The sequence below is a fragment of the Rhodoferax sp. genome, assembly GCF_030646845.1.
Lineage (GTDB): Bacteria > Pseudomonadota > Gammaproteobacteria > Burkholderiales > Burkholderiaceae_C > Rhodoferax.
The window spans coordinates 92,898-108,658 of sequence record NZ_JAUSLE010000031.1; the positions used below are offsets into that span (position 1 = coordinate 92,898).

The following is a 15,761-nucleotide window of genomic DNA, read 5'->3' on the forward strand; positions in this document are numbered from 1 at the left end:
GTCCAGCCGCGGCCAACGCAGCTGCGGCCAGTTTCGCCAGCCTGATGGCGAAGCTTGACTACCTGTCACCCCCCGATCTCGAGCAGGTACGCCTGGCCTACCGATTTGCCGACGAGGCGCATCTGGGACAAATCCGCAACAGCGGTGAGCCCTACATCACCCATCCCATAGCGGTAGCCGCGCAATGCGCAGAGTGGAAGCTTGATGCCCAAGCGCTCATGGCCGCGCTTTTGCACGATGCACTGGAAGACTGCGGGATCACCAAGACCGAGCTGATCGAACGCTTCGGCTCCCCCGTGGCTGAACTGGTGGACGGCCTGACCAAACTGGACAAGCTGCATTTCAATACCCGGGAGGAAAACCAGGCAGAGTCATTTCGCAAGATGCTTCTGGCGATGGCGCGTGATGTCCGCGTCATCCTGATCAAGCTGGCTGATCGAACCCATAACATGCGCACGCTGTCAGACGCGCCGCGCGAAAAATGGGTGCGCATTGCCTCCGAAACACTCGATATCTACGCCCCAATTGCACACCGCCTTGGCCTGAACCAGACCTACCGTGAACTCCAGGACCTCGCCTTTTGCCATTTGCGGCCGTGGCGTTACGCCATTTTATCGAAGGCGGTGGCCAAAGCGCGCAGCCGCCGAAGGGACCTGATTCAAAAAGTGCAACGGGAAGTGGAAACAGCTTTCGCCAACAGTGGCATGAAGGTAAGGATCGCAGGACGGGAGAAGACCCTGTACTCGATCTACAAGAAGATGGACGAAAAACACTTGAGCTTTGCCCAGGTGACGGACATCTATGGCTTCCGGGTTCTGGTGCCCAGCGTGATTGACTGCTATACGGCCCTTGGCACCTTGCACCAACTCTACAAACCGGTGCCGGGCAAGTTCAAAGACCACATCGCCATTGGCAAACTCAACGGTTACCAGTCACTTCACACCACCCTGGTTGGCCCCTCTGGCGTCAATGTGGAATTCCAGGTGCGTACCGAAGCCATGCACCTCGTTGCCGAGTCCGGCATCGCCGCGCACTGGCTGTACAAGGTCAACAGCCCGCAAGAGATAAGCAACGGCGACCGGCTGGGTTCCAAGTGGCTGCAGTCGTTGCTGGATATTCAGGACGAGACCCGGGACGCCGCTGAATTCTGGGACCATGTCAAGGTAGATCTGTTCCCGGACGCTGTGTATGTTTTTACGCCCAAAAGCCAGATCATGGCGCTCCCAAGGGGGGCGACCGTCGTGGACTTTGCCTACGCAATTCATAGCAACGTTGGCGATCGGACTCTGGCCGCCAGAATCAATGGCGAACAAGTGCCATTGCGTACCGAACTCAAAAATGGCGACGTCATAGAAATCGTCACCGCACCGGTGTCCACACCCAACCCTGCTTGGCTGGGTTTCGTGCGAACCGCGCGCGCGCGTTCAAAAATCCGTCATCACCTCAAGACACTGGCACAAGCTGATTCGGAAGGCATGGGCGAGAAGATGCTGGCGCAGGCGCTTCGCGCCGAGGGGATTCAGAAATTGCCGGACAACACCGGTGAGCACAAGCTGATTTGGGAAAAGCTGCTGCGCTTCACTGGCAACAAGAATCGCTCCGAACTACTGACGGATATCGGTCTGGGCAAACGAATTGCCACCATCGTCGCCAAGCGCTTGCTGACGCTGCTGACGGACAGTGGTGAAAAGCCGGATGCTCTGCTGCTCACGCGTGAACGGTACACCGCGAACGAGACTGTCTCTCAGGGTGGCGTCGTACTGGATGGCAGTGAAAACGCATCCGTCCAATTTGCGACCTGCTGCAGACCTGTGCCAGGTGACGGCATTGTGGGCTACCTGGGCCGCGGCGAAGGCTTGATCGTGCACGCGGAAGACTGCGCTGTGGCCAGGAAGCTCAAAAACAAGGACAGCGAGCGCTTTATCAGCGTGGAGTGGTCAGATGAACCCGTTCGCACATTTGAAACCGAGGTGCTGGTGACTGTCGCCAATGGCAAGGGCGTTTTGGCCCGCGTGGCGGCCGCGCTGGCGGCTGCCGAGGCCGACATCACTCACATCGACATGGAAGATGAAGCCGCCCAGGATGCTGCGGATCTGCGTTTCATCATCGCAGTGCGCGACCTCACCCAGCTGGATGCCGCGCTGCGCAATTTGAGAAGAACGCCGTCTGTCCTCAAGGCGCAACGGGCCAAAAGCGCACAACAGGTCAGTTGAGGCCCGGCACGGGGTATTGCACGCTGATGACCTCAATTTCCACAAGGCCGGCCGGCGTCACAAGCTGAAGCACATCCCCGGTCCTGGCTTTCAGGAGGGTTCTGGCAATGGGCGACACCCAGGTGACCTGGCCTTTTGAACTGTCCGCCTCATCAATGCCCAGAATCGTGACCGTTCGCTGCACGCCAGCGTCGTCCATGTAAGTGACGGTCGCGCCGAAGAATATCTGATCGCTGCCATGGTGCACGGCGGGGTCTGTGACCTCCATGATTTCAACGCGTTTCGTCAGAAACCGGATTCTGCGGTCAATCTCGCGCAAGCGTTTCTTGCCGTAGATGTAATCCCCATTTTCCGATCGATCCCCGTTGCTGGCGGCCCAATGAACAATCTCGACCACCTTGGGGCGCTCGTTGTCTATCAAATCCAGCAGTTCGGCACGAATTCGGGCATAGCCTTGGGGCGTGATGTAATTTTTCCCGCCAGACGGCAAGGACGGCAAATGCGGATCATCATCGTCCGCATCGTCAGATTCCTTGGTGAAGGCCTTGTTCATTGGATTTTGGCGAAGAACGCGTGAGCATACATGGCGCACAAGAAAAAGGCCTGCAACTTTGCAGTTGCAGGCCTTAACTTTTTGGTGCGGCTGGCAGGAATTGAACCCACGACCCCTTGGTTCGTAGCCAAGTACTCTATCCAACTGAGCTACAGCCGCTAAGCTTTGAAGTATAGCACGAAGGGCCCCGGATACGCAAAATCATTTGCCTTTTTATCGAACTCAGGCACGCGTCAGCGGACCGCCATCTCTGGCATGAGCGCCATGGCGCGTTCGGCCATCGCGGTGATCGTGAGGCTGGGATTGACGCCCACATTGGCGGGGATCGCGGAAGCATCAACAACGTACAGGCCAGGGTAGCCAAACACCTCATGCCGCTCGTCGATGACGCCATCGGCGGCCGAACCGCCCATCACACAGCCGCCCAACACGTGCGCGGTCATTGAAGCGTTGCCGACAGACTCCAGCAAGGCATTGCCCGGCACCCCACCACTGACACGGGCAAACACCTCGGCAATGCGATTGGCTTCCGGCAAATACGAGGGTGCACGAGTCTCATGAGCGGGAATGACCGAGCGCAGACTCCAGCGAAAACCCCGCCAGGCACTGCGACCGTAGTCAAAGGATAGCTGGTTGTCGGCCGTCTGCATGACTGTCAACAAGGAGGTACGGGCCGACCATTGGCGACCCGCACGCATGGAAAGCGTGGAATCAAGCGGATGGGCGACGAAGCGCCACACCGTTCGCAAGGCGCGCCGCCACGGGACTGCGTCGCTGACCAGCGGGCCGGTCTGCCAGCGCAGAACGCGGTGCGACGGCGAAAATCGGTTTTGTGTGACGTGCGACGCCCCGACAAAAAAATGCGTTGATATGGTTGCACCATCGCCTATATCGGTCGCCGGATCGCGCGAAATGACCGGCAGAATGCTCTCGCTATTGGTGCGGACATGTCTGCCCAGCACGGGCGAGAGTCTGGGCAGTGCGGCATAACGGTCCCGACAGGCCAGCAACAGCTCGAGCGTGCCCACCACGCCTGCTGCCACAATCACTTTGCGCGCAGTGATCGTCAACGGTGCCACCTGCTTGTCCCAAGGATGTTCCAGGACCAGGCTATAACCGCCTTGCGCGCCCTCCGATGGCGTGATGCGTTGCACGCGACGCTCGGCCAGAATTCTCGCGCCCCGGCGCTGCGCCAGATGCAGGTAGTTTTTGTCAAGCGTGTTTTTGGCGCCTTGGGCGCAGCCGGTTGCGCAGCGCGCACAAAAGATGCAACCGCGCCGGCTCGGGCCCTCGCCTGCAAAAAAAGGATCGGGGTTTTCCGTGTCTGGCGAACCAAAGTAAATGGCCTGCGTCACCGGGCCAAAGCTGTCCTCAGCGCCAAGCTGACGTGCCGTTTCTCGCAGCCAATCGTCTTGCAGAGACTGCCGCGGGTTTTCCGCCAACCCCAGCATTCGACGTGCCGTCAAATAATGGGGCGCAAGCTCCTGGCGCCAATCACGCGACGGCAATCGCTTCCAGGCGGCATCGTCATAGAACGCCTGCTTGGGCTCAAGCAGAACCGCTGCCCAGACGACGCTGCCACCCCCCACGGCAATGCCACGCACCAGACTGATGTGTCGGTAAATCTCCTGGGCGAAGAACCCCCGCTTCAATCCCAAAGCAGGCATGCGCATGAGCCGCTTTGAGTCTTCCCCGGCGGCCTGCAAGTCTTCCTGGCTGACATGCCGTCCCTGTTCGACCACCAGCACCCGATAGCCTTTCTCGGCCATGCGCAAAGCGCTGACCGAGCCGCCAAAGCCACTGCCGACAACAACGACGTCCCAATCCGACGGGACTGGATCAGTCGGCATACATCTTCTCGACCACCTGGCGATAGCGGTCAATCACCACCTTGCGTTTGATCTTCATGGTCGCGGTCAATGCACCGGTGTCAATTGACAAAGGTTCGGCCAGCACGGTGAACTTGCGGATCCAGGCAACGCGGGCCTGGTTCTGATTGATCGCATCAATTCCTTTCTGCAGCTCCGCCAGCACCAGCGGATGCTGGCACGCATCTGCATCGCCAACGCCAGACACGCCGCCAGCTTCCAGAAATGTCTTCAGCACATCCGGCTTGAGCGTCAACAACGCCGCCAGGAAATGCCTGCCGTCACCGCACACCACGCCATGCTCTACCAAAGGCAAGTCCATCAATTCCGCTTCAATATTTGCCGGCGAAATATTCTTGCCACCGGAAGTAATCAGCAGGTCCTTTTTGCGACCTGATACATACAGGTAGCCGTCGGCATCAAAATGGCCGAGATCACCTGTGTGCAGCCAGCCATCGACCAGGGTCTGCGCCGTGTCTTCGGGCCGACCCATATAGCCTTGAAAGACATGGGGCCCACGCACCAGAATCTCGCCGTCGCCGGCGATTCGTACTTCTGTGCCCGGCAGCGGCCTGCCCACCGCGCCAATGCGGGTCGTGCCCGCCAGGCTGATGGAGGTCGGCCCGCAATCCTCGGACTGCCCGTAACTTTCGCAGATCAACAGATCAAGGCCTGTGAAAAACCGCAAATTCTCGGGCGAAATCGGGGCTGCGGCAGAAATCATCAGACGAGCCTGATCCAGGCCCAACGCCTTCTGAACCTTCTGGTGAATCAGCCTTGAAGCCAGCGCCTTCTCCGCCCGCAGCAACACACCCGCTGTTGTGCCGGCAAGCTGGCTGGCGTGCCAGCGCTGGCCGACGTCGAGCGCCCACCGTGCCAGCCGGGCCTTGAAGCCGGTGGCGGTGGCCAGCTTGCCGGCAATGCCGGTGTGCATCTTTTCCCAGACACGCGGCACGCCAAAAAAAATCGTCGGACGTACTTCGGTGAGATGCGCTCCCAACGACTCAATGCTTCGGGCAAAGTACAGCGTATAGCCAGCGTTCACGTGGTTGTGAATGGCACCCAGCTGTTCAGCCACATGGGCCAGTGGCAGGTAGGAGATCAGGCGATCGGCCGGGTTGGCACCAAAAGCAGCCGACAAGGCCACCGACGTCCACATCAGATTGCCATGCGACAGCATCACAGCCTTGGGCGCACCGGTGGTGCCTGATGTGTAAATCAGGGTACCCAGATCATCGGGGCCCAGCGCGGCCATGCGGCGGTCTACCTCGGTCTGATGCTTCTGCTCGCCCAGCGCGAGGAAGTCATTCCAGGTGACCTGCCAGCCATCGTCGGCCCTGGCGCCACGCATCATGACCACCCGCTGCAGGCGGGGAAGCGCCGCGCGACGGTCCGCCACCTTGGCCCATTGCGCCTCGTTTTCTGCAAGCAGCACCGCGCAATGGGAGTGGTCGATGATGTACTCCACCTCGCCGGCAGCACTGGTCCAGTAAATACCCGCTGCTACCGCCCCGATCATCATCGCGGCGTGATCCATGATCACCCACTCAGGACGGTTGAATCCCAGGATGCACACGGCCTCACCCGGCATGACACCGATCGCGACCAGCGCGCGCGCCGCGCAACGAACCTGTTCGGCATAGGCCGTCCAGCTCGTTGGCTCCCATTGCGTGTCCCCGCGCTCAAAGTAGGCGGGCACCGCACCGAGTCGCTGCGCCGTCGCCAACAGGCGGACTGGTGCTGCAACAAAGGGAACACCTGCCACCTGGGTGGCTTGAATGGAAGCGGCGTTCATCAGTGATGCAAGCCGAGCAGGACTCGTGCCTCTGCCGGGCTCGCCACAGAGCGGCCAGCATTGCGCGCGCACCCGGCCAAGGCCGTGATCAACTCGCCATTGCCCTTGGCCCGTTCCCCATTGGGCAGATAGAAGGTGTCTTCCAGACCGGTGCGCAGCATGCCGCCCAGATCGGCGGTTTTTTGATGCACAGGCCAGATCTCGGTGCGGCCAATCAAGGTGGCTTGCCAGACACTGTTGGGCACCATCCACTGCGGCAACAAGGCCAGCAGATCGGCATCGCAAGGCATGCCCGAAGCCACGCCCATCACCAGGTTGTATTCGGGGCGGCCCATCTCGGGCTTGAGCATGCCGTTCTTCACGAACATACCCACGGCACGCACGATGCCCACGTCAAAGCACTCAAACTCGGGGTGGGTGCCGCACTCCGCCATCACGTCCAGAAACTGCTGCACCTTGGCCACCGGGTTGTCAAACACCATGGGTGGCCAGGCCCAGCTCCCATCTTCCTTGATCTTCAGGTAGTTCAGGCTGCCAGCGTTGCAGGCAGCAATCTCGGGCTTGACGCGGCGGATGCACGCCAGGGGTCCGGAAACATCCTTGCCCACCACACCGGTGGTCAGGTTGATGATGACGCCGGGGCACGCAGCACGAATCGCATCCACCACCGACGCCATCACTTCCGGGTCCCATGAGGGCATGTGGCCCATGCCCTCTTCCTGGTTGCGCACATGCACATGCATGATGGAGGCGCCCGCATTGAACGCGTCACGCGCCTCGGCGGCCATCTGCGCCGGGGTCACCGGCACGGGATGCTGTTTGGGGTTGGTCAGGACGCCAGTCAGCGCACAGGTCAGTATTGCTTTTTCCATCATGCTTCCTTGGTTGTATTGAGTTCAATTTCGATCAGCAAGGCGCCCGACTCCATCTGGTCTCCGACCTTGGCGTGAACCGCTTGCACCGTGCCCGCGGCCTCGGCGGATAGCCACATTTCCATCTTCATCGCCTCCACGCAGACCATTTGCTGCCCCTCCTGCACGGGAGCGCCAGGCGCCACCAGAATCTGCGTGACTTTGCCGGCCACCGGCGAGCGGGCCCGGCTGGCGTCCTTCAAGGCATCGGCGCTGGGGAAGGCCGACACTTCGCTGAAGGCAAACGAGTAGCCATCCAGCGCCAGATGCAGGTCGCTGCCATTCATCACGGAAATGGCGGACTGCAGCACGCCGTCGACAGAAAAACGCAACACGCCGTCGGCATAGGACAGCACAGCCGCATGGACCACGACGCCATCGAGCGTGAGCGCGATGCCGCCATGGCGATCAGGGTGCACCCGAACACTGCGCACCACGTCGCCGCTTTGCAGTTTCAAATCAAACGCAGCCACACTGTTCGCGCGCCAGCTATTGCCATGTTGCATGGCCATCACCATGGCGGCGACACGCCATACGGCGTCATTGGCCGCGGTCGCTTGCAGCAGGGGCTCGCCTTGCTCCAGCCACTGGTCAATCAGCGTGGTGGTCATTTCAGCCTTGCGAAAAGCAGGGTGGTCCACCAGGTCGCTCAGGAAGCGGCCATTGTTCTTCAGGCCCAGCAGGGGCGTGTTGGCCAGCGCCGCGCGCAGGCGGCGGATGGCGTCATCGCGGTCCCGTCCATGCACGATGACCTTGGCCACCATCGGATCGTAATACGGCGAAATCACACTGCCTTGCCGGATGCCATCGTCAATGCGCACCCCGGCGTGCAACGCGCGGCCGGGCTGCCACCAGAGCACGGTGCCCGTTTGCGGCGCAAAGCCGGCATAGGGATCTTCCACGTACAGACGGGCCTCAATGGCATGGCCGGTGAGTTGAATATCGCGCTGCTTCGCCGGCAAGGGCTCGCCCGACGCCACCCGCAGTTGCCACTCCACCAGGTCGTAGCCGGTGATCATTTCAGTCACCGGGTGTTCCACTTGCAGGCGGGTATTCATCTCCAGGAAGTAGTGCTTGAGCTTGTCATCCACAATGAATTCGACGGTGCCCGCGCCACGGTAGCCAACGGCCAGAGCGGCCGCGACCGCATCTTTGCCCATGGCTTCACGCATGGCGGGTGTCACCACCGGTGACGGCGCTTCTTCAATGACTTTTTGGCGCCGGCGTTGCGCCGTGCAATCGCGCTCACCCAGGTACACGGCATTGCCATGGGCATCGGCAAACACCTGTATTTCAATGTGACGGCCGTTGTCAATAAGCCGCTCCAGCATCAGCGTGCCGTCGCCAAACGCGCTGGTCGCTTCGCGGCGTGCACCATCGATGCCCTGCTGCAGTTCCGAGAAATGGCGCACCAGGCGCATGCCGCGACCACCACCACCGGCCACCGCTTTCACCAACAGCGGAAAGCCCAGTTTCTCAGCCTCTTCGATCAACTGTGCATCGCCCTGCTCTTCACCCAGATAGCCCGGTGCGCAAGGCACGCCGGCCTCCAGCATGCGGCGCTTGGCCAGGGCCTTGTCGCCCATAGCCTCAATGGCGGAGGCAGGGGGGCCGATGAAGACCACCCCGGCGTCGACACAGGCTTGCGCAAACGCAGCGTTTTCGCTCAGGAAACCATAGCCCGGGTGCAAGGCATCGGCACCGGTCTTGCGTGCCGCCTCCAGCAAGGCGTCAAAGCGCAGATACGACTCGGCAGCGGGTGAAGCGCCGATGTGGACGGCTTCGTCCGCCAGCGCCACATGGGGCGCGTCGCGGTCCGCGTCGCTGAAGACAGCCACAGTCCTGTAGCCAAGGTTGCGCGCAGTCCGAATGACGCGGCAGGCGATCTCGCCACGGTTGGCAATCAATAGTTTGGAGAAAGTCATTGCAATGCCCAGTCTGGTTTGCGTTTCTGAATAAATGCGGTCATGCCTTCGACCCCCTCAGGGCCCTGCGCAGCATGGGAAAAAATGGCGGCAGCATCAAGAACCAGCTCCTGGGGTGGCACCAGCCGCGCCCGTGCCATCAGGGCCTTGGTGGCAGTCACCGCCCCGGGAGCACAGGCCAGAATGTCGGCCAGCACCTGGTCCAGCTGCGCCTGCAGGCCGGCGCTGTCTGCCACCGCGTGCACCATGCCAATCGCCAGGGCCGCGCCCGCGTCGAGCCGGCCACCGGTCACTGCCAGCCGCTTGGCCTGTGAATAGCCGAGCCGCTCCACCAGGAAAGGGGCGATTTGCGCGGGTACCACGCCCAGGCTCGTCTCGGGCAGGCGAAAACTGGCAGTTTCACTGGCAATGGCGACATCCGCCACACAGGCCAGGCCGAGCCCGCCACCCATCACGGTACCTTCCAGCACCGCCACCACAGCCAGCGGCGTTTGGGCATAGGCCACACACAGCTCGCCAAATTCGGCGTTGACCTGGGCGATGGGATCTGGCGCATCACCTTCGGGCTTTTGCATGGCACGCATGCGCGCACCCGCCATGTCTTTCAAATCAGCACCAGCGCAAAAGTGCCCGCCGGCACCGCGCAGCACCAGCACCCGCACGGCTCCGTCTTTGCCGGCAGTGTCTTGCGCCGCTGCCAGCACCTGACGCAGCTCGGCCACCATCTTGAGCGACATGGCGTTGCGAGACTCCGGACGGTTCAAGGTAATATGCAGCACAGCCCCCGTCTGCTCTGCATAGACTGCTTCCAAATTCATAGCATCTAATGCCAGCCCCATGATCAGGCCTTGCCCGGCAAGGTGCCTTCGAATTTGCAGATGATGCCCAGCATGATTTCATCGGCACCGCCGCCGATGGAGATCAGGCGGCCATCCCGATAGGCTTGGGAGATCGGGTTGTCGGCGGTAAAGCCCATACCTCCCCAGTACTGCAGGCAACTGTCGGCCACTTCGCGGCTCAAACGGCCTGCCTTGAGCTTGGCCATGGAGGCCAGCTTGGTGACGTCCTTGCCGGAAACATAGGCCTCCACCGCCCGGTAGGTCAGAGCGCGCAGTGCTTCCACCTCGGTGCGCAATTCCGCGAGGCGGAAGTGCACGACCTGGTTATGCAAAATGGGTTTGCCAAAGGTCTGGCGCTGGCGCGTGTAGTCAATGGTCTGGTCGATCAGGCTGTCCAGCGAGCGCAGGCAACCGGCGGCGCCGTACAGGCGTTCTTCCTGGAACTGCAGCATCTGGAGCATGAAGCCCATGCCCTCCTGCCCGATCAAATTGCTCTGTGGCACGCGCACGTTGTCAAAGAACAGCTGTGCGGTATCGCTGGAGTGCATTCCGATTTTCTCGATCTTCTGGCGCGTCACGCCGGGGCTGTCCAGGCGCACCATGATCAGCGACTTGTTCTTGTGCGCCGGTGCATCGGAGGTGTTGGCCAGCAGGCAGCACCAGTCGGCCTGCATGCCGTTGGTGATCCACATTTTGGAGCCGTTGATGAGGTAGTCGTTGCCGTCTTTGCGGGCCGTGGTTTTGAGTGCGGCCACATCCGAGCCACCGCCTGCTTCGCTCACCCCAATGCAGCCCACCATGTCACCGGCGATGGCCGGAGCCAGGAACTCGTGGCGCAGCGCGTCGGAGCCAAAGCGCGCCAGTGCGGGCGTGCACATGTCGGTCTGCACCCCAATGGCCATGGGCACGCCGCCGGCCTTGCATTCGCCCAGCGCCTCGGCCATCACCATGGAGTAACTGAAGTCCAGCCCCATGCCGCCAAACTCGGTCGGGTACTTGATGCCCAGCAGCCCCAGGTCGCCCATTTTCTTGAACAACTGGTGGGCCGGAAATATTCCGGCCTTCTCCCACTCGGGCAAATGCGGATTGATTTCATTGGCGACAAACTTGCGTACGGTGTCACTGATCTGTTCGTGTTCAGGGGTGAATTTCATGGTTCGTTCTCGTAAATTGGAGGAAGGAAAAGGCTGGAAAGATCTTTGCGCTCTACATGCGTGCCACACCAAAGGTGTTGGGACGCAGGGTTCGCTTCTCAGCTTCGTCGGCCAATGCCAGGCACAAACCCAGAAGCCGGCGCGTGTCGCGCGGATCGATGATCCCGTCGTCCCAAAGGCGCGCCGTGCCAAACAGCACGGCAGACTCTTTGTCCAGCCGCAGGCGCAAGCCATCGGACATGGCCTTGAGCGCCTCGTCGTTGGCCTCCATGCCCATGCGCTCGATCTTTGCACGGTTGACGATGTCCATCACCTTGGCCGCCTGGGCGCCGCCCATCACCGCCGTGCGGGCGGTTGGCCAGGAGAAGATGAAACGCGGGTCAAAGCCACGGCCACACATGCCGTAATTACCGGCGCCGTAAGAGCCGCCCAGCACCACGGTGAACTTGGGCACACGGGCGTTGGCCACCGCCTGGATCATCTTGGAGCCATGCTTGATAGCACCGCCGCGCTCAGCGGCCGAGCCCACCATGTAACCCGTGGTGTTCTGCAAAAAGATCAGGGGCGTGCCGCTCTGGTCGCACAGCTGAATGAATTGCGCCGCCTTGGTGGAGCCGGTTGGCTGGATGGGGCCGTTATTGCCCAGAATGCCGACCAGATGGCCCTGCACGCGGGCGTGCCCACACATCATTTCAGGTGCATACGAAGCCTTGAACTCCAGAAAGTCGGAGCCGTCCACCAGACGGGCAATGATCTCGCGCACGTCGTAGGGTTCACGCTCATCCGCCGGCACGATACCCATCAATTCCTGCTCGTCAAACAAGGGCTCAGCAAAGGTGACTGGAGCGGGCGTGGTGTCCCACCGCAACTTGTCCATCACCTCGCGCGCCATGGCAATGGCATGGGCATCATCTTCAGTGAGGTATTCACCCAGACCCGTGACTTGCGCATGGGTTTCGGCGCCGCCCAGCTCATCATCCGTGCAGTCTTCGCCAATGGCGGCTTTCACCAGCGGTGGGCCTGCCAGGTAGATGCTGGAGCGCCCGCGCACCAGAATGACATAGTCCGACAGGCCTGGCAGGTAGGCACCACCGGCCGTGGATGAGCCGTGCACCACCGAAATCTGCGGCACACCAGCGGCCGACATACGCGCCTGGTTGGCAAAGCTGCGCCCACCATCGACAAAAATCTCCGCCTGGTACATCAGGTTGGCGCCACCGCTCTCCACCAGGTAGATGACAGGCAATTTATTCTCGAGCGCAATTTCCTGCGCGCGCAGGGCCTTCTTCAGGCCCATGGGCGCCACCGTGCCGCCCTTGACGGCACTGTCGTTGACCGAGATCAGGCAGCGCTTGCCGGCGACCACGCCTACCCCAATGATGGAGCCGCCACCCAGCACGGACTTCTTGCCGTCGTCGTCATGCATATTGAGGCCCGCCAGGCGGCTGAGTTCCAGGAACGGAGTGCCACGGTCCAGCAGTCGGGCAACGCGCTCGCGCGGCAGCAACTGCTTGCGCTTCTCGAACTTTTCCCGCTTGGATTCGGATTCGGCGATCACCATGCCTTCGAGGCGCTGCACCTCGGCCAGCAGGTCATTCATCCGCTTTGCATTGGCGGCAAAGGCATCGGAGCGGGCATTTATTTTGGAACGTATTAAGGGCATCAGAACGGGTCCTTCACGAAAAGTTTCCGCATTAGATACTAAGGTAACGTATACGTCAACCTGATTTCGTATAGGTGTTTATACTGTTCTTAACGGCATGTGTGAGTGTTACTATCCATCCCGTTCCAAACCACCCTTTTCTACAACCCTGTTTTAACCAAGGAAACCACAATGAACATCGAAGAATGCACCCAAGCCATCCGCACCAAAGTAGGCGCTGACAGCGGCTTGGCAGCTACCTTGAAATTTGACTGCGGCGCTGATGGCGTGATCGTCATCGACGGCAAATCCACTCCCAACACCGTCACCAATGACAACGTGGATGTGGACTGCACTGTCGGCATCACCCTGGACAACCTCAACGCCCTGCTGAGCGGCGACCTGGAACCCGCAACCGGCTTCATGGCAGGCAAACTCAAGGTGTCCGGCGACATGGGCGTCGCCATGCGTCTGCAACGCGTCATCTAATCCCTTCGGACGCAAGGCGTGGCCTCACCCTCTTCGCCAGTCAAGGCGCCGCGAGCACGCAAGCAGCGTGTCATCGCGGCCAGTCCGTCGGGCACGACCGACGCGCAGGCTTTTGTCGACTCGCACCGCGACGAGGGAAACTCCGAGCTGTTCGGCATTACCGAGTTGTGCAAGGAGTTCGGCATCACCTTGCGGGCTCTGCGGTTCTATGAAGACAAGGGACTGCTGGCGCCCAGGCGCGTCAACGGCGCCCGGGTCTACACCCGGCGCGACCGGGCACGCCTGGCCCTGATCCTTCGCGCGAAGGACATCGGCTCACCCCTGTCAGAAATCAAGCGCTATCTCGACCTGTACGGCGATCACGGTGAAGGCCGTTCACAGCAATTGAGCTATGTCATCGACCGGACGGACACGGCCATTCAAGAGCTGGAACAGAAGCGCGCCCAGATTGACGAAACGCTTGCCGAGTTGCGCGTCATCAATGCCAGCTGCCGCAAGCACCTGGAATCACGTCGCCGCACCGCAAAACCTCCCGCCTGAAATTTTGGCGGCGTATTGACGCCGCAATTCACGAGACCTCACATGGCTATCGACAACTTTGAATCCACCTGGATGACCGAGGAGCATCGCATGCTCCAGGATTCGGTCAAACGCTTTTTCAACGAACGCTGGGTTCCGCGCGCCGCTGAATGGCGCGCCGCTGGCGTCATGGGACCGGAAGTTTGGCGCGAGGCCGGCGAGCAAGGCCTGTTGTGCGCGGCCATGCCTGAGAGCTATGGCGGAGGTGGCGGCGACTTTGGCCATGAGGCCGTCATGATCATGGAACAGGCGCGCGCCAACCTGAGTGGTTTTGGCGGCGCACTGCATTCAGGCATTGTTGCGCCCTACATCCTCCACTACGGCACCGAGGCTCAAAAACAGCGCTGGCTGCCCAAAATGGCTACCGGTGAACTCATCAGCGCCATTGCCATGACCGAACCCGGCACCGGCTCCGACCTGCAAGCCATCCGCACCACCGCCCGACGCGATGGTGACCACTATGTCCTGAACGGACAGAAGACCTTCATCACCAACGGCCAAAACGCCAACCTCATCATCGTGGCGTGCCGCACCGTGGCGGCCGATGGCGCCAACCCCGCCGAAACCAAAGGCGCCAAGGGCATGTCCCTGCTGGTACTGGAGACTGACCGTTCGCCCGGATTTCGGCGTGGCCGCAAGCTCGACAAAATTGGCATGAAGGCACAGGACACCTCCGAGCTGTTCTTCGATGATGTGCGCGTGCCCGCCGATCAATTGCTCGGCGGCAGCGAGGGACAAGGCTTCTTCCAGCTCATGCAGCAATTGCCGCAAGAGCGCCTGATCGTCGCCCTGGGGGGCATGGGCGCCATGGAACGCGCTCTGGCTGAGACCGTGGCATACACCAAGGAGCGCCAGGCCTTTGGCAAGCCGATCTGGAACTTCCAGAACACACGCTTCAAACTGGCCGAAGTCCAGGCCACCGTACTGGCCGCGCGCACGCTGGTGGACGCCAGCATGGCCGCCCACCTGCAAGGAAAACTCGGCGTGGATCGCGCCGCATTGTTGAAATACTGGGTGTCAGAGCAGCAATGCAAGGTGATGGACGAATGTCTGCAGCTGTTTGGCGGCTATGGCTACATGAGCGAATACACCATCGCCGAGTTGTACACCGACTCACGCGTGCAACGCATTTACGGCGGCACCAATGAGATCATGAAGGAGCTGGCGTCACGGTTCATGTGAGCACATCTGCTTGCTGAGCAAGCGGATACAGATTGAATGGTGGGCCGTCACAGACTTGAGCTGTGGACCAAAGGATTGTCAGGGGGAACCCTTAGTTATCAACGACTGAGGCTCGTCTCCGCTCATCATGCTTCGCCAGCGTCCGTCAAGATTGTCACCTTGCAGTCACGCTTTCGGCTTGGAGATCCGTCTGCGAAGATGGGCGACGCACAACCCGCTCACCGGGACCGTAGCACCATCTGGTTTTTGCCCATTGTGATGTCGAATTTCGACAGGAACGACTGGCCCAATAGAGCTTCGTTTTCATCACCAAGATTCAGGCCCACGCCCACTTTGACGTTGGTGACGCTCACCGGTCCGATAGACACACCCAAACCCTCCACAATGCGCCCGGGACGATCGCCATTGGCCGTATGGAACATGGCGGGCACGCCGCCGCGAATGAATGCTTTCTGGGCGAATTTTTCACTCACGCTCACCAGGGATGCACCGGTATCGACCATGAATCTGGCCTCTCTTCCGTTAATGGTGCCGGTGGTGTAAAAATGGCCGTCCTGCGACCGATTGATCACCAGATCACCATTTGCCAACACCCTGGCTTGTTTGGGCTT

Annotated in this window: 13 protein-coding genes and 1 tRNA gene; 4 read left to right on the forward strand and 10 right to left on the reverse strand. The window is 60.8% G+C overall.

Translation table 11 applies throughout. The features are described from left to right. The first annotated feature begins 44 nt into the window (after nucleotides 1–44). Nucleotides 45–2,213: a bifunctional (p)ppGpp synthetase/guanosine-3',5'-bis(diphosphate) 3'-pyrophosphohydrolase gene (locus tag Q7T10_RS08590; RefSeq protein WP_304747495.1), complete on the forward strand. Its 2,169-nt coding sequence runs from the start codon at nucleotides 45–47 to the stop codon at nucleotides 2,211–2,213. On the opposite strand, the gene greB is transcribed toward Q7T10_RS08590, so the two are convergent. The 9 genes from greB to Q7T10_RS08635 all read right to left on the reverse strand — a co-directional run bounded on the left by greB (nucleotide 2,206) and on the right by Q7T10_RS08635 (nucleotide 12,921). Next, nucleotides 2,206–2,766 (reverse strand): transcription elongation factor GreB, encoded by a 561-nt coding sequence (gene greB, locus Q7T10_RS08595; RefSeq protein WP_304747482.1) that lies wholly within the window; start codon nucleotides 2,764–2,766, stop codon nucleotides 2,206–2,208. The two genes, Q7T10_RS08590 and greB, sit on opposite strands and share 8 nt — an antisense overlap. 82 nt (nucleotides 2,767–2,848) lie before the next feature. Then, nucleotides 2,849–2,925 (reverse strand) — tRNA-Arg (locus Q7T10_RS08600). A 74-nt stretch (nucleotides 2,926–2,999) separates the two neighbouring features. Beyond that, complete coding sequence (locus Q7T10_RS08605; protein WP_304747483.1) at nucleotides 3,000–4,616, reverse strand: FAD-dependent oxidoreductase; 1,617 nt, start codon at nucleotides 4,614–4,616, stop codon at nucleotides 3,000–3,002. Further along, nucleotides 4,606–6,429 carry a long-chain fatty acid--CoA ligase gene (locus Q7T10_RS08610; RefSeq protein WP_304747484.1) on the reverse strand — a complete coding sequence of 608 codons (1,824 nt, stop codon included), beginning with the start codon at nucleotides 6,427–6,429 and terminating at the stop codon, nucleotides 4,606–4,608. Before Q7T10_RS08610 ends, Q7T10_RS08605 begins: the two co-directional genes overlap by 11 nt. Further along, nucleotides 6,429–7,304 (reverse strand): 3-keto-5-aminohexanoate cleavage protein, encoded by an 876-nt coding sequence (locus tag Q7T10_RS08615; RefSeq protein WP_304747485.1) that lies wholly within the window; start codon nucleotides 7,302–7,304, stop codon nucleotides 6,429–6,431. The genes Q7T10_RS08610 and Q7T10_RS08615 overlap by 1 nt, the downstream gene beginning before the upstream one ends. Beyond that, entirely contained in the window at nucleotides 7,301–9,265 is a 1,965-nt protein-coding gene (locus tag Q7T10_RS08620) for an acetyl/propionyl/methylcrotonyl-CoA carboxylase subunit alpha (protein ID WP_304747486.1), read from the reverse strand. Before Q7T10_RS08620 ends, Q7T10_RS08615 begins: the two co-directional genes overlap by 4 nt. Then, nucleotides 9,262–10,083 (reverse strand): enoyl-CoA hydratase/isomerase family protein, encoded by an 822-nt coding sequence (locus tag Q7T10_RS08625; RefSeq protein ID WP_304747487.1) that lies wholly within the window; start codon nucleotides 10,081–10,083, stop codon nucleotides 9,262–9,264. The genes Q7T10_RS08620 and Q7T10_RS08625 overlap by 4 nt, the downstream gene beginning before the upstream one ends. A gap of 23 nt (nucleotides 10,084–10,106) precedes the next feature. Beyond that, nucleotides 10,107–11,258 carry an acyl-CoA dehydrogenase family protein gene (locus tag Q7T10_RS08630; RefSeq protein ID WP_304747488.1) on the reverse strand — a complete coding sequence of 384 codons (1,152 nt, stop codon included), beginning with the start codon at nucleotides 11,256–11,258 and terminating at the stop codon, nucleotides 10,107–10,109. A 52-nt stretch (nucleotides 11,259–11,310) separates the two neighbouring features. After that, nucleotides 11,311–12,921, reverse strand: a complete 1,611-nt coding sequence (locus tag Q7T10_RS08635) for an acyl-CoA carboxylase subunit beta (RefSeq protein ID WP_304747489.1) — start codon at nucleotides 12,919–12,921, stop codon at nucleotides 11,311–11,313. A 171-nt stretch (nucleotides 12,922–13,092) separates the two neighbouring features. On the opposite strand from Q7T10_RS08635, the gene Q7T10_RS08640 reads away from it, so the two are divergent. The 3 genes from Q7T10_RS08640 to Q7T10_RS08650 are packed head-to-tail and all read left to right on the forward strand — an operon-like array spanning nucleotide 13,093 to nucleotide 15,150. Then, on the forward strand, nucleotides 13,093–13,389 hold the full coding sequence (locus tag Q7T10_RS08640) for an SCP2 sterol-binding domain-containing protein (protein WP_304747490.1): 297 nt from the start codon (nucleotides 13,093–13,095) through the stop codon (nucleotides 13,387–13,389). An 18-nt stretch (nucleotides 13,390–13,407) separates the two neighbouring features. Then, nucleotides 13,408–13,929, forward strand: coding sequence for a MerR family DNA-binding transcriptional regulator (locus tag Q7T10_RS08645; RefSeq protein ID WP_304747491.1), 522 nt, complete (start codon nucleotides 13,408–13,410; stop codon nucleotides 13,927–13,929). 42 nt (nucleotides 13,930–13,971) lie between these two features. Beyond that, nucleotides 13,972–15,150, forward strand: a complete 1,179-nt coding sequence (locus Q7T10_RS08650) for an acyl-CoA dehydrogenase family protein (protein ID WP_304747492.1) — start codon at nucleotides 13,972–13,974, stop codon at nucleotides 15,148–15,150. 218 nt (nucleotides 15,151–15,368) lie between these two features. Here the strand turns inward: Q7T10_RS08650 and Q7T10_RS08655 are convergent. Continuing rightward, on the reverse strand, nucleotides 15,369–15,761 hold a 393-nt coding region (locus Q7T10_RS08655), incomplete at its 5' end, for a TIGR02281 family clan AA aspartic protease (protein ID WP_304747493.1).

Coding starts and splice junctions, on each gene's coding strand:
- Q7T10_RS08590 (WP_304747495.1), top strand. CDS start 45: ATGGCGAAGCTTGACTACCTGTCACCCCCCGATCTCGAGCAGGTACGC.
- greB (WP_304747482.1), bottom strand. CDS start 2,766: ATGAACAAGGCCTTCACCAAGGAATCTGACGATGCGGACGATGATGAT.
- Q7T10_RS08605 (WP_304747483.1), bottom strand. CDS start 4,616: ATGCCGACTGATCCAGTCCCGTCGGATTGGGACGTCGTTGTTGTCGGC.
- Q7T10_RS08610 (WP_304747484.1), bottom strand. CDS start 6,429: ATGAACGCCGCTTCCATTCAAGCCACCCAGGTGGCAGGTGTTCCCTTT.
- Q7T10_RS08615 (WP_304747485.1), bottom strand. CDS start 7,304: ATGATGGAAAAAGCAATACTGACCTGTGCGCTGACTGGCGTCCTGACC.
- Q7T10_RS08620 (WP_304747486.1), bottom strand. CDS start 9,265: ATGACTTTCTCCAAACTATTGATTGCCAACCGTGGCGAGATCGCCTGC.
- Q7T10_RS08625 (WP_304747487.1), bottom strand. CDS start 10,083: ATGAATTTGGAAGCAGTCTATGCAGAGCAGACGGGGGCTGTGCTGCAT.
- Q7T10_RS08630 (WP_304747488.1), bottom strand. CDS start 11,258: ATGAAATTCACCCCTGAACACGAACAGATCAGTGACACCGTACGCAAG.
- Q7T10_RS08635 (WP_304747489.1), bottom strand. CDS start 12,921: ATGCCCTTAATACGTTCCAAAATAAATGCCCGCTCCGATGCCTTTGCC.
- Q7T10_RS08640 (WP_304747490.1), top strand. CDS start 13,093: ATGAACATCGAAGAATGCACCCAAGCCATCCGCACCAAAGTAGGCGCT.
- Q7T10_RS08650 (WP_304747492.1), top strand. CDS start 13,972: ATGGCTATCGACAACTTTGAATCCACCTGGATGACCGAGGAGCATCGC.